General features: G+C 31.8%; 12 protein-coding genes. All 12 read left to right on the top strand.

The window, feature by feature from the left end; translation table 11 throughout:
• Nucleotides 1–317 precede the first annotated feature (317 nt).
• The 12 genes from yajC to DWX74_RS07215 all read left to right on the top strand — a co-directional run bounded on the left by yajC (nt 318) and on the right by DWX74_RS07215 (nt 13448).
• Nucleotides 318–641, top strand: coding sequence for a preprotein translocase subunit YajC (yajC, locus tag DWX74_RS07270; protein ID WP_118549383.1), 324 nt, complete (start codon nt 318–320; stop codon nt 639–641).
• Nucleotides 642–1080: 439 nt separating this feature from the next.
• On the top strand, nt 1081–1224 hold the full coding sequence (gene scfA, locus DWX74_RS07265; RefSeq protein WP_071585583.1) for a six-cysteine ranthipeptide SCIFF: 144 nt from the start codon (nt 1081–1083) through the stop codon (nt 1222–1224).
• Between the two features lie 74 nt (nt 1225–1298).
• Complete coding sequence (locus DWX74_RS07260) at nt 1299–2216, top strand: cell wall-binding repeat-containing protein (RefSeq protein ID WP_286164267.1); 918 nt, start codon at nt 1299–1301, stop codon at nt 2214–2216.
• Nucleotides 2217–2672: 456 nt separating this feature from the next.
• A complete protein-coding gene (locus DWX74_RS07255) occupies nt 2673–4766 on the top strand; it encodes an LTA synthase family protein (protein WP_118549382.1) in 2094 nt (697 codons plus the stop codon).
• Between the two features lie 52 nt (nt 4767–4818).
• Nucleotides 4819–6486: a cell wall-binding repeat-containing protein gene (locus DWX74_RS07250; RefSeq protein ID WP_118549381.1), complete on the top strand. Its 1668-nt coding sequence runs from the start codon at nt 4819–4821 to the stop codon at nt 6484–6486.
• Between the two features lie 472 nt (nt 6487–6958).
• The gene (locus DWX74_RS07245; protein ID WP_118549380.1) at nt 6959–7186 is read left to right on the top strand and encodes a DUF1659 domain-containing protein; all 228 of its coding nucleotides are present in this window, start codon (nt 6959–6961) and stop codon (nt 7184–7186) included.
• A gap of 276 nt (nt 7187–7462) precedes the next feature.
• The gene (locus tag DWX74_RS07240) at nt 7463–7687 is read left to right on the top strand and encodes a DUF2922 domain-containing protein (RefSeq protein WP_006439827.1); all 225 of its coding nucleotides are present in this window, start codon (nt 7463–7465) and stop codon (nt 7685–7687) included.
• A 29-nt stretch (nt 7688–7716) separates the two neighbouring features.
• On the top strand, nt 7717–7872 hold the full coding sequence (locus tag DWX74_RS11395) for a YvrJ family protein (protein WP_006439828.1): 156 nt from the start codon (nt 7717–7719) through the stop codon (nt 7870–7872).
• Nucleotides 7873–8161: 289 nt separating this feature from the next.
• Entirely contained in the window at nt 8162–8713 is a 552-nt protein-coding gene (locus DWX74_RS07230; protein ID WP_118549379.1) for a hypothetical protein, read from the top strand.
• A gap of 226 nt (nt 8714–8939) precedes the next feature.
• Nucleotides 8940–11501 (top strand): preprotein translocase subunit SecA, encoded by a 2562-nt coding sequence (gene secA, locus DWX74_RS07225; protein ID WP_118549378.1) that lies wholly within the window; start codon nt 8940–8942, stop codon nt 11499–11501.
• Nucleotides 11502–12013: 512 nt separating this feature from the next.
• A complete protein-coding gene (locus tag DWX74_RS07220) occupies nt 12014–13006 on the top strand; it encodes a type II TA system antitoxin MqsA family protein (protein WP_118549377.1) in 993 nt (330 codons plus the stop codon).
• A gap of 34 nt (nt 13007–13040) precedes the next feature.
• The gene (locus tag DWX74_RS07215; protein WP_118549376.1) at nt 13041–13448 is read left to right on the top strand and encodes a cell wall-binding repeat-containing protein; all 408 of its coding nucleotides are present in this window, start codon (nt 13041–13043) and stop codon (nt 13446–13448) included.
• Nucleotides 13449–14427: the final 979 nt, after the last annotated feature.

Genomic DNA, 14427 nt, shown 5'->3' with positions numbered 1-14427 from the left:
GAGATAGTTTTTTTACTATCTCACAAAGTTCAACAAATTGGGACCCCATCAACGTCTGCAGATAGTCGCTGCAGGTTAAGCTAGTCTTTTTTTCTGCAAGTAAATAAAGCTTCCGTCTTTTATAATTCGTACATAAATTGTTCAGAGTACGTGGGGAGGTTTATCTTTGGTGAATGGTTTATTATGGGGGTTAGGCAGATTGTTTTTTGTTATGATTTATTGTGTTTCTGTATTTGATATATATATACAAATGCGTTATAATATTCTTTAGACCTTTGGAGAAAGGGAATATAGTATTTCAAAAGGAGAGATTAATTATGCCAGCACAGCAGTTAATTATGAGTGTGGTTTTATGGATAGTAGTATTTGGTGTATTCTACTTCTTATTAATAAGACCACAGAAGAAAAAAGACAAAGAGCTTAAAGAAATGAGAGACTCTATAAATGTAGGGGATAAAGTTGTTACTATAGGTGGACTTTGCGCTACAGTTGCAAAAGTTGAAGAAGAAAGAGTTGTACTTGAAGTTGGACCAAACAGAACTAAGATGCCATTTGAAAAATGGGCTATAGGAACTGTTACAGAAAAGAAAGAAGTTAAACACGAAATAGCTGATCCAGCTAAAGAAAAAGAAGAAAATTAATTCGAGATAAAAATGATAGATAATAATATCTAGCAAAATAAAAATGGAAAGTTAATTACTTGAACATAAAAAGACTAATTAACCTTTGGCTCCTGGCTTCGACGTGTGTGCTTTTAAAAAGTTTTGTTTTAAGAGCGTTGCACGTCTGCAGATAGTCGCTACAGGTTAAATTAGTCTTTTTTTTATGCAAGTTAATAATATTTCCATTTTTTATTTTGCTAAGAAATATTATCTACATCATTTTATATCAGAGAAAAGTATTTTCTACAAGGAAGGCAGAATATTTTTTAAGTGTTTTAAAATATGTGATTATTCTTTATATGATTAATTATTTTGTTATTTTTTGGTTATTTATCTAAAAAAAGAGGTGTTAGTTATTGGAAAAGTATAGGTATATATGTTATAATTAAAAATAATACTATGAATGGAGGACTTTAAAATGTCAAAAAAACATATAAAAACTTTATCAAAAGCTACTTTAAAAAACAGTGCATCTAAAGGTGGATGTGGAGAATGCCAGACTTCTTGTCAGTCAGCATGTAAAACATCTTGTACAGTTGCTAACCAGGAATGCGAAAGATAATAAATTCTTAATAAAAGAAAATCGGACAGTTATTTGCTGTCCGTTTTTTGTATTAAAAAAAGAGGTGATTTGGTTTGAAAAAGTTATTATCAACAATATTATCAGCGATGTTAGTTGTATCTATGACTGTGGCTTCTGCATCTGCATTGACATTTGTGGAGATAAAAGGGAGCAATAGATATCAAACATCGGCGCTAATTGCAGATAAGCAGAATTATACAACTGCTATTTTAGTAAATTCTACAAAGAGTATAGCAGACGGACTTAGTGCTAGTGCTCTTGCTGGTGCTGCAAATGCACCAATATTATTAGTTAAGCAAAATGAAATTCCAACGGATGTTGAGCTTAGATTAGAATGTACGAATAAGATTTATATAATTGGATCTGAAAATGCAATAAGCAAAAATATTGAAGATAGATTAAAAAAATCTGGGTTCATAGTAAGTAGAATCGGTGGAAAAAATAGATATGAAACATCTGTAAATGTTGGTAATGAAGTTAAGAGAGTTAAAGGTGGAGCTTCTAAAACATTTATTGTAAATGGTGTAAAAGGGGAAGCAGATGCGATGAGTATTTCTTCTGTTGCAGCTAGAGATTCAGCACCTGTAATCCTTACTGACGGAAAGACAATATCTGCAGATGCAAAAAAAATAGTTAACAGTATACCTAACAGATACGCTATTGGACTACAGGGGGTAATGAACGAAAGCCTTGTAGAATCAATAGGTGCAACTAGAGTTGGTGGAAAAAATAGATTTGAAACAAATAAGAAGATAATAAACACATTCTACAAAAACGTAGCATCTTATTATCTAAGTAAATCTGATCAGTTAGTGGATGCATTGGCTGCATCTCCAATAACAAAATACTCTCCTATAGTTTTAGTTAATAAAAATTCTGATAAGAGCGTATTAAAAGGTGCACAGAAGATGACTGCTCTTGGTGGAATAGATAGTGCAACAATAGAAAGCTGTAAAAAAGCAGCTCAATAAAATACATTTTTAGAAGAGGTTTACTACAAACTACTAGTATAAAATATATAGCTAATAAGAGCCTAAAAGTTTCTACGAGAAATATAAGGGCTCTTTTTTTTCGGCAACCTCTCTTGTTGTTGTTATAAATATGTGTATATGTTGTTGTATATGTTGGTATAGTAATAGTCAACTTGTCGTAATGCAACACGACAATCTGTCTAAATGCAGTATGACAATATGTCCAAATGCAACACGACAACTTGTCACTATGCTTATGACAATCTGACAGTATATTTTTGACAAAAAAATTAAGTGACGAGCTCAATTAAAATACTAACCTAGATGATTATAACAGTCAATTAAAATAGACAAATAACAGAAAGGTGTGTTATACTTATGTTTAAAAAGTTACAAAATTGTTAATAATATTAAAAAATAGTAAAATATAACGATAAATTCATAAAGGAGGGTGCAATGGAAAATAACGATACAAAAGAAGCGGTAAATGAAAGTAATAGCATAAATAATAAAAATAATTTAGATAATTCTAATAAAAACAAACCTAAAAAAAGTAAAATAAAATTTATAACAAAAGACTCTTTAAAAGATTTTACTCTTTGGGTTGCAGTATCTCTTATACTATTCTTCGTGATGGAGTATTTATCTAGAAGGTCGAGAATAGAAAAAGTAGAAGTGTTCTTAAAAGATAACACTTATGCAACAATTATAAATATATTATTAATACTTGGCATAACAGGGATAATATTCTTTGTAAAGCACAAGAAGGCAGTATTGTGGTTTATCTCATTCCTATTCATCGGATTGGCAGTGGTGAGCAGGATGATATTGGAATTTAGAGGGATGCCAGTAGCATTTATGGACTTGTATGCGCTTCAGGATGGGCTTAGTATAGCATCGAGATTTATTAATAAAAAAATGATAATTATAGCAGCCATAGTGATAATACTATTCATAGCTGGATTAATTGTTATGTGGAAACTGGACAAGAAAAGCAAAAGATTCAACGGAATAAGTAATATAGTTGCGTGGATGCTTTCAATATTAGTATTTGTTGTATCTATAGGGCCTATAAAGAAAAAAGGTATAATACATAACATAGGTTGGGATGTCCAGGCTACATATGAGCTAAATGGATTCTTATATTCAATCTTAGACTCATATTTTGGATATCTAAGAAAACCACCAGAAGGATATAGCAAAGAAGCTATAGCAAAAATAAGAGAAGAAGTAGACAAAAAGGCAGCTGAGGACAAAAGAACTATAAAAACTGGTAAAGATGTTCCAAATGTTGTAATAGTTCAGCTTGAAGGGTTTATGGATCCAACTAAAATACCAAACGTAAACCTTAGTATAGACCCAATACCAAACTTTAGAAAATTGGCAGAAAAAAATACTAGTGGATACATGAATGTACCAACTACTGGTGGGGGAACAGCTAGAACAGAGTTTGAAGTAATATCAGGTCAGAACTTTGACAACTTACTAAGTGGAGAAATTCCTTATACATCAATAGTAAAGGAAAAAACTTCAAACTCAATGGCAACGGCATTAAAAAATCAGGGATTTAAAGCTCATGCAATACACAACTTTAAAGGGAATTTTTATAATAGAAATAAAGGATTTAAAAACCTTGGATATGACACATTCACATCAGTTGAATATATGAATGGCTTAGAATATACAGCACTTAATTGGCCAAAGGATTACATACTAACTAAATATATGAAAAAAGCACTAGATTCAACAGAGGGCAAAGACTTCATAACAACAGTATCTGTACAAGGACATTCAAGCTATCCTACAGAAAAAATTGATGAGAACTACCCTTGCAAGGTAACAGGTGACATAGATGAAAAATATAAAAATCAGCTTTACTACTACTGTGAGCAGATAAGAGAAATGGATGAATTTATAAAACAGTTTGACGATATGCTGCTTCAGAGAAAGAAAGAAACTGGTGAAGATACAATAGTTTTATACTACGGAGATCATATGCCTAAACTAGACTATTTATATGATGGTGAAGAATATCTAAATAGATACGAATCTCCATACACATATTTTGCAACATTTGATATTCCAAAAGAAGAAAATGCGATAACTGATGCATTCCAGGCTGGAACAGAACTATTAAAATTAGGTGGTGTGGAATACGGACCTATAGAAAAAGTACACGCATACCTAAGAAATGATAAGGACTATCTAAAAAAAGTACAGCTTGTAGAATATGATATATTATTTGGCGAAAAATATTATTTAAAAGATGACGAAATACAGAAGAAAAATACCATAAAAATGGGAATAGACGACATAAAAATAAATTCTGTAAAAGCTACTGGTGATACATTAACTGTTGAGGGACAGAATTTCACTGAAAGAAGCTTTGTATATCTAAACGAAAAAATGCTAGAAACTACAATGGAAAGCCCAGGACAACTCACAGCAAAACTAAATGGAGAATTGAAAAAGGGCGATACTATAACAGTTAAGCAGCTTGGCGAAAATGATGCAGAGCTTAGTAGTACATCAGAATTTAAAATAAAATAATCCAAAAACTAAAATTAAACCCAATCTAAAAATAATGTAAAGGAGAGGAAATATGATTAGAAAAAAAATAATGGCACTCACATTATCAGCTATAATGCTACTATCCACTATAACCCCAATTAGTGCATTAGAAAAATTGGATAGAATTAAGGGGAAAAATAACTATGAAACAGCAGTAAAAATAGCCAATGAGAGAAACTACTCATCTATAGTTCTAGTAAATATGGACAATAGTACAGCAGATGGACTTAGTGCTGCGGCATTAGCTGGTTGCAAAAATGGAGTAATACTACTTACAAGTAAAAATAGTATTCCTTCAGAAACAAAATCAAAATTAAACGAGGTAACAGACATCTACCTGATAGGAAGTGAAAATGCTATATCTAAATCAGTTGAGGGCGATTTAGAAAAAATGGGCAAAAAAGTAACTAGAATAGGTGGAAATGATAGATATGAAACATCATACAATGTTGCCAAAGAAGTACTAAATACAGAAGGTACACTTGGTAAAGTATTTATTGCAAATGGTGTAAAGGGAGAAGCCGACGTAGTAACTGCATCTCCAGTAGCATATAGAGATAAAGCTCCAATACTTCTAACAAATGGAAGCAGCTTAAAGAGCAATTTAAAAGAAATTGCAAACACAGCAACTGGAAGATACATAGTAGGTGGAACTACTGTAGTAAAAGACTCTGTAAAAAGTGGTTTAAAAGGAACTGAGAGAATTAGTGGAAGCAACAGATTTGTTACGAATCAAAAGCTTGTAGAAAAATTCTACTCAAACCCAAAATCATTTAACATAGTTGACACAACAGACTACACAATAGCTACAGTAGCTAGTTCAATAAGTACAGATAGACCTATAGCATTAGTAGATTATAGATTTGATCCACTTGTATTAAAAAATGCTCAGAATATGACTGCAATAGGAGTAATATCTGACAACAATATTTCAAAAGCTATAGGATACTCTGGCGGATTAAATAAATTTAATTACGACTGGACAAAATACAAATACATCGCCCACGCATTAGGTGGTGTAGGTGGGAAAACATACACTAACTCAATTCAAGCATTTGAACACAACTACAACAAAGGGTTCAAAGTATTTGAGGTGGATTTAGACTTTACAAGTGACGACGAGCTGATAGCTTGGCATTCATTTAGTAAAACAAGTTTAAAAGAAATGGGACTTCCAGAAAAATACGCTACAAAGAAACCTACATTGGCTGAGTTTAAGAGTATGAAGCCTTATGGTAAATACACTACTATGACATTTAAGGATGTTGTATCGTATATGGAAAAATACGACGATGTTTACATGCTTATAGATTTAAAATCAGCTGAGGATGATAAGGTTAGAAAGCTTTACAAGAGAATTGTAGAAGAAGCTAGCCCAGAAATATTAGATAGAATTATACCTCAGATATATAGAGAAGAGTTATACAATGAGATAATGAATATATATAATTTCAAATCTGCATCATTTACTTGCTATACTATGAGTAGTATAGATGAAAATAAGATAACAAATTTCTGTGCAATGAATGGAATAAAAGTTCTTACAATCGACTATAGATTCTTAACATCATCTTTGGTGGAAAAATGTAAATCTAGAGGAATAACATTGTATATGAACACAATAAATGACTCAAAAGAACTGAACAAATACAAATCAAAAGGAGTCTACGGATTCTTTACAGACTTCCTTAATCCATAAGTGAAAAGGTGTGAGCATAATTTTAGAAAAAATCTTTTGTTGAATAATAGCAACCTCCTCTCCAGGCAATCGAGTTGCATTGTCGAGGTCGGTTTGCTATTATCTCAAACAAAAGATGATAATTTCCTAAAATTATTAGCTCACACCTTTTATCGTATGGAAGTAATGAATTCAGTAAAGAAAAGGAAGAGGGACGAAAGCGTCTGCAGTATTGTCGCGTGAGTAGCAGTTATTACTCCCTTCCTATTTTTTATGGAATTAAGGGTCTGGTAAAGGATAGTAGTTGAATTAAAGGGGATTTTATCCTCTTTTTTTTATTTTCTTTTTTTGCTGTAAGTGTTGGAAATGCTGGGCATTTTTTCTAAGAGAATAGAAAGTGATAGAGTGTTTTTGATGGATGACATGCTGGTGTTTTATACTTTAATCACAGGCAAGAGAGAAGCCTGAATAAATTTTAAAGGAGGTAACTAGAATGGCAGTTACAGAATCAAACAAGGTATCAGTTTTAAGACTGAAATTTGCAGTAGGTGAAACATCAGGAGGGGATATAAAGTACAAACGCAAAGATATTAAAAATGTCAAAGCCGATGCAACTAAAGAAGATGTTTATGCAGTAGGTAAAGCACTATCAGATCTTTTAGAAACAAAAGCTGATGTAATAGCAAAAGTGGATGAAGCTGATTTAGAAGAAAGTATGTAGGAAGTGGATTGGGTAAACCTAAATCGAAAACCTAAATCAAAAGCTTAAACAGAAAAGCAAAACTAAACCAAAGTAAAATCAAAATCAAACTAAACCAGACTAAATTAAAACAAAATGGATTGAATCAATCTAAACTAAAAAAAGGTAGCGGCTGCCAGTTGAGCAGCCAAGCTACCAGATTAAAAATCTATAAACAGATTTCAAAACAAAATAATAAAAACTAAAAAACAAAAACTAAAAAAAATAAAAAGTTAAGAAAAGGAGATTGAAAAAACTATGATAAGAAAAAGACTAGCAATGAAATTTAAAACAGCCAATGGAAAAGCATTTACTATATCTTTAGATGGGCCAAAAGATGGTGTACAGGAACAGGAAATAAAAAACGCAATGGACTTAGTAGTATCTAAAAAAATCTTTTTAGTAAACGACTCAGAAGTAGCCACAACATCAGAAGCAAAAATAATAACTACTGACGAAACAGTTCACGACTTAGTAATATAATCACGTCGGACAACAAGCAGGTGATTATTATGGAAGTTGAATTACGGAACATGATAGCAAACGTCGGTTTTCCTATAGCCGTATCAATATTCTTACTGATAAGGATAGAAAATAAACTGAGTACACTATCAGAAAGTATCAACGGACTTTCGAAAATAATCGAGAGTGCAGCTCAAAAAAGATAAGCAAAAAAATAAAAAAAGACAAAAATACAAAATTGATTAAGAAAATTTTGAAAATTTGCAAAAAAAGCTTTAAAAATATGTAAAAATATAATATAGTATATGTGACAACAGTTTCCCAAAAGCCCGGATTAACATCCGGGTTTAAGGCTACGAATAATTCTTACTAAAATAATTAAATTTTAAAAGGGTTTCGTATTATGAAACTGTTGTTTTTTTATATTTTTACTTTTTAAAGAATCATATACTAATATGGTTCTAAATATATCTTATTTAAAGGAGAGGGTAGAAAATGGCTAATCAAAAAGATCAAAACAAAAATGATCAGAAAAACCAGAACAGCATCAAGGACAATGATGTTGAAGAAAGCGAAATCGAAGAAGATGGGGAAGTAGAAGAATTTGAGGAATTCGCTGAAGAGGATTTAAACTATGACGAAGGGATTTTTGAGGAGTTAGAGTTTGAGGATGAAGAAGCTCGAAAAGAATTAGAAAAACTTAAAGCAGAAAAACTGAAACACAGAAGAGCTTTAAAAAAACTAAAATTCGAAAGGGAGGACTTATCTCCTAATGGATTAGACATAGTAAGATTAATTGGATTTAATAACTATGCCAAGCTAGTATTTTTATACGGGGGAACAACGCTTTATCTGCCACAGCATGAAAAACTAATTGAAAGAAAAAGAAGAGCATATGTATACGACGTGTACCTAGGATACGGCTCAGATATTAAAAAAACAACTTATGTATTTGGGTTAAGTGAAAGCACAGTTAGAAGATATGTAGCAGATGAAAGAAAATATCAAATGAACAAGCGGTTAAAAGAAAGAAAAAAACAAAACTAGCAGATCAAACAACTAACCGATCAAAACACAATTAAAATAGACAAACAAACAAGTAAAAGTTAAAACTAACTTTATCAAAAGGACATAACAAATTTACTGAAGAAATGTGTAATTTCTGTAAAAATGTTATGTCTTTTTTTATGCATTTTTTTTGGAATGAGCTATATACATAAAAGGTCAATTATAATATAATAAAAATAGCACGTTTCAAAAGGGGGAAATATTAATGTCAATATTAGACAGAATACTTAGCAAATCAGACGAAGCAGAAATAAGAAAAATTAACACAATAGTAGATAAGATAGATGCTCAAGAAGAAAGATTCAAAGCAATGAGCGACGATGAACTTAAAAATATGACAAACATATTTAAAGAAAGACTAGCAAACGGAGAAACACTAGACGACATATTAGTAGAAGCATTTGCTGTAGCAAGAGAAGCTTCTTGGAGAGTACTTGGAATGAGACAGTACAGAGTGCAGCTAATAGGTGGTATAGTACTTCACCAGGGAAAAATAGCTGAGATGAAAACTGGGGAAGGTAAAACACTAGTTGCCGTAGCACCAGTTTACCTGAATGGTCTAACTGGAGAAGGGGTACACGTTGTAACTGTCAACGACTACCTTGCACAGCGTGACCTTGAAGAAATGGGACAAGTATATAACTTCTTAGGACTAACAACAGGGGTAATAATAGCTGATCAGACTCACGAAGAAAGAAAAGCTCAGTACGAAGCTGACATAATATACGGAACAAACAACGAATTTGGTTTTGACTACTTAAGAGATAACATGGCTAAAAGCAACGAAGAAAAAGTACAGAAAAAACTTAAATTTGCTATAGTCGATGAAGTTGACTCTATATTAATAGACGAAGCTAGAACACCACTTATTATAGCTGGTCAGGGAGCAGAAGGAACAGAAATATACAAAGTTGCCAATGCATTCCTAAAAACAATAAAACCAGAAGACTACGACAAAGATAAAAAAGAAAACACAATAGCTTTCACAGAATCTGGTATCAAAAAAGCAGAAAAATTCTATGGAATAGAAAACATAACTCACATAGAAAACATGGAAATATTCCACGCTATAAACCAGGCTCTTAGAGCACACAAAATGATGGACTTAGACGTAGAATACGTTGTAAGAGATGGAGAAATACTAATAGTCGATGAATTTACAGGAAGGGTAATGCAGGGAAGAAGATTCACAGATGGACTTCACGAAGCTGTTGAAGCTAAAGAAGGCGTTGAAATAAAAGGTGAATCAAGAACAATGGCAACTGTAACATTCCAGAACTTCTTCAGACTATACGAAAAACTATCAGGAATGACAGGTACTGCTAAAACAGAAGAACAGGAATTTGAATCAATATACCACATGAACGTTGTTCAGATACCTACAAACAAACCAGTACTAAGAGCAGACTTACACGATAGAATATTTAAAACAGAAAAACAGAAATACGCAGCTGTTGTTGAAGAAATAAAAGAAGCTCATATGACAGGACAGCCAATACTAGTTGGTACTGTATCTGTTGAAAAATCTGAAGAACTATCAGAACTACTTAAAAAACAGGGCATACAGCACAAAGTGCTTAATGCAAAACAGGACAAAGAAGAAGCAGACATCGTATCTGAAGCTGGTAAACTAGGAGCTATAACAATAGCAACTAACATGGCTGGTAGAGGTACAGACATAAAACTTGGTGCTGGAGATAAAGAAGAAGCCGAAAAAGTAAGAGCAGCAGGTGGACTTTACGTAATAGGTACAGAAAGACACGAATCAAGACGTATAGACAACCAGCTTAGAGGACGTTCTGGACGTCAGGGAGATCCTGGTAAATCAAGATTCTTCGTCAGTGTAGAAGACGAAATAATAAAACTATACGGTGGTAAAACTATAGAAAAACTTTCTAAAAAAATAACTCCAGACGAACATGGTGGTATGGAAAGTAAACAGCTTACAAAAACTGTAGAAAAAGCACAGAAAACAATAGAAGGTAAAAACTTCCAGACTAGAAAACAGGTACTTGAATACGACGACGTTATCAACGAACAGAGAAAAGTTGTATACGCAGAAAGAGATAAAGTACTTGATAATGCAGACATATCTGAAGAAATTCAGAATATGATAAAAGAAAGAATAATGTTTGCTACAGAAACATACCTAAGAGGTAAAAATAGAGATTTCGTAAGATATGTTGCTCACTTATACAACGAATTCGTACCATATAACACACTTATCATACCTGGCTGGGCTGAGCTATCTCCAGAAGCTATAGCTAACCAGACTTATGCAATAATAGAAAATATCTACAACCTTAAAAAGATGTTAATGGGTGAAGATATGGTAAAAGTAGAAGAAAGAGAAACACTTCTAACTGTTGTAGACAACTATTGGACATACCACATAGATTTAATGGATCAGATGAGACAGGGTATAGGACTTCAGGCTTCTGCACAGAAGGACCCAGTTAAAGAATACACTGTTGAAGCTGGTAGAATGTACGACGAAATGAACATGAATATCAGAAGAGATACTTTAAAATATCTGTTTGGTTTTGCTAGGGAAGCTCTAGGTCAGAAAGAGATAGATATGGATAATATCCAGACTGTGCAGCAGGGTGAAGAGTATGAACAGGTGGTTGAACCTGATGAAGCTCAGATAGAAGCACTTGCTGAATACTTAAACTCACTAAGTGATGAAGAGTATGCTAAAGTATTAGAAGAGTTAGGAATTGATGCAGAACAAGATGAATCTGGAGAATGGAAAATTAAAGAATAATATGATTATAAAAGGTTGTTGCTATTTTGCAGCAACCTTTTTTGATATGGAAAAGGGCGCAAATGTATTGCTTTCTCCAGGCTTCAGCGCCTCACACTTTTATGTAACACATTTATAAGCTGTGAGGCGCTTGCAGATTGTCGAGGCGCAGTACAATTTGCGCCCATTTTATATAATAAAAAGCTAGCATGCTAAAATAGGACAACTCTTTTATACAATCATATTATTCTTTAATTTTCTATTCACAAGTCATTTCTGTTAACTATGCGGAGTAAAATGTTATGAAGTTTGGTGATATATATAAGTAAGAGGAAAAAATGTGGAATACTTTCTTGATAGTGGATTATTAAATAAATCTTTTGTCAAATATAAAAATAAGGATTAGATAGTCTTAATTTTATAGAAGATATTATATTATAGATAAAAACGCACTAAAAATATAAAAAAGGTGCGAAAATTAAAAAGAAGTGATATAATATAAAAGGAGGAAGGAGATTGGGGGATAGAAAGTTATGAAAAAGATATTTTGTACAGAGTGTCGAGAGTTTGTAGAGTACAATATTGAAGAGAAAGAAGTAACAGAAGAGTTAAAAGGCAAAGAGTATACATACATAGCGGAAGTAACTACTTGCCAAATATGTGGTGAGGAGGTGTATGTTGGAGAAATTGACGATAGAAATATGAAGAAGCTATATGATGAGTATAGAAAAGAGGAAGGTATATTAAGTACTGATGAAATAAGAGAAATACCAGAGATGTATAATATAAGCAAAAAGAAACTATCTAAAATATTAGGATGGGGTGATAATACATTTAGTAGATTCTATGATGGTAAAACACCATCAAAAAGGTATTCTGATATTTTAAAAGAGCTAAAAGAAAATCCAACTAGATATCTTGATATACTAGAGGTTAATAAAGAGCTTATAAAACAAAAGGAATATCAAAAAAGTAAAGAAGCAGCATTAAAAGTACTAAAATCAAATAAAAGGAACAAAACAATAATAGCTGCTGAATATATAATAAACAAATGTACAGAGGTAACACCACTAGCATTACAGAAAATGCTTTATTACGTACAGGGGTTTTATATGGCTTTTTACAAAGCAGAATTTTTTGAAAATGATTGTGAAGCCTGGGTACATGGACCTGTATACAGAGAGATATATAATCAGTTTAAAGAATACAAATATCATACAATAGAAATTAAAGATGAAATAAACTCAGAATTATTTACCAATGAAGAAATAGAAATATTAGATAGCATATGTGAAAACTTTGGATGCTATAGTGGAACAATGCTAGAATCATTTACACATGATGAAGATCCATGGAGAATAACTAGAGGAGAATTAGACGAAAAAGAAAAATCTGATAAAGTAATAGATAAAAAAATTATAAAAGAATACTTCACTAAAGTAATAGAAGAATACGATATTAAAAAACCTATAGATATAGGAAACTATTCATATAAAATGTTTATGAAGAAAAAATTTGAACATTAAATATAACGAAAGAGCCTATTTATTAGTAATATAAATAGGCTCTTATTATACTAAAAAAGTTGCAGAAAAATTAGGTGGATATAGCCAGGCATTTGTTGTAAATGGATTTAAAGGTGAAGCCGATGCAATGTCTGTAGCATCTGTAGCAGCTAGAGAAAAAGCACCTATAATACTAACTGATGGTAAAAAAATGGATGATGAAATAAATAAAGACGCATATCACTACATAGTAGGTGGTGGAAGCATAATGTCTGAACAAATAGTTGATTATGTAAGTGAAAATGTAAATGATTTAAAATATGATATCATATCTGGTGCAAATAGATACGAAACAAATAGATACGTACTAGAAAAATTCTACAAAGACTTTATGAAAGATAGAGCGACTCTAGTACAGGTTGGTGGAGTACAGGATTCTATAATAAATCAGATATTTTCCTAACGTTCCGGGAGATTACTTCATAAAAGTAGTTGTAAAATTAAGCAACGGAAAAGAATTATCAAAAGATAGCTTCATATGCATATACGCATAATAAACATTAAATAAATTGTAATTAAATAAGGGGACATTGTAAGAATAGATAAAAGCACCTGTGTAAATGGGGAATACACAGGTGCTATTTTTTTACTTATTATGAGTTTAATTAGAAATAGATGTGTAAATTTGCTGCCAGAGCGTAGAAAATTATTGGGTAAAAGCAGTTTGTTAATGTAAAAGAAGAATATTTTACTTTGGTTTGTAATAAAAATAAAATGATATAGTTGTTTAGACGCTTGAGCAGAGTTAAAAAGATTGTAAGTAAATAGCCGTTAGGCTTTTTTGAATACCAAAGCTAGATGAAATTTGAGTAAAAATGCGTAGAAATTTTAAAAGTTTGTAAAAATTAGCATAAAAACGGTATAAAGTTACAGAAAGGTTACAAGAAAGTAACAAAAATAGATAAAATAGTTACAAAGGAGTTACAAATTATTAAAATTTATGTAAAATATTTGTTTGAAAAAATAAAAACCTAAGGCGAGAGCCTTAGGTTCTTTTTCGAGCGGGCGAGAAAAAGTTGCTTTCACCGTTGGAAATGGTGAAAAATGCACAAAAAAAACAGATACGAGAAAAACTCGTACCTGCTTTTTTGTGGAAGAAAATGGGAAAGTGAGATGTTAGAAATATATAAATTTCCCATATATAATTATACTCTAAACGGGGGTGAAAGTCTATGAATTTGAAAAAAGGGGTTTACAGCTAGGAAAGATTACAGTATAATACAAGTTATTACATCGGAAATGTAGAAAAAGTGTGAAAGTCAAGGAGTAAAAAGTTAAGAAAATGTAACTTTTAATTCCAAAAACTATTGCACCTACATAGAAAATGTAGTACAATAAAACTGTGGAAGAATAAATAATTGCGAAGAGCAAGAGAATAGAGA

Source organism: Peptoclostridium sp. AF21-18, assembly GCF_003478825.1.
Lineage (GTDB): Bacteria > Bacillota > Clostridia > Peptostreptococcales > Peptostreptococcaceae > Peptacetobacter.
The sequence above is the reverse complement of the archived record's forward strand: the minus strand, read 5'-3'. Positions and strand labels throughout refer to the sequence as shown.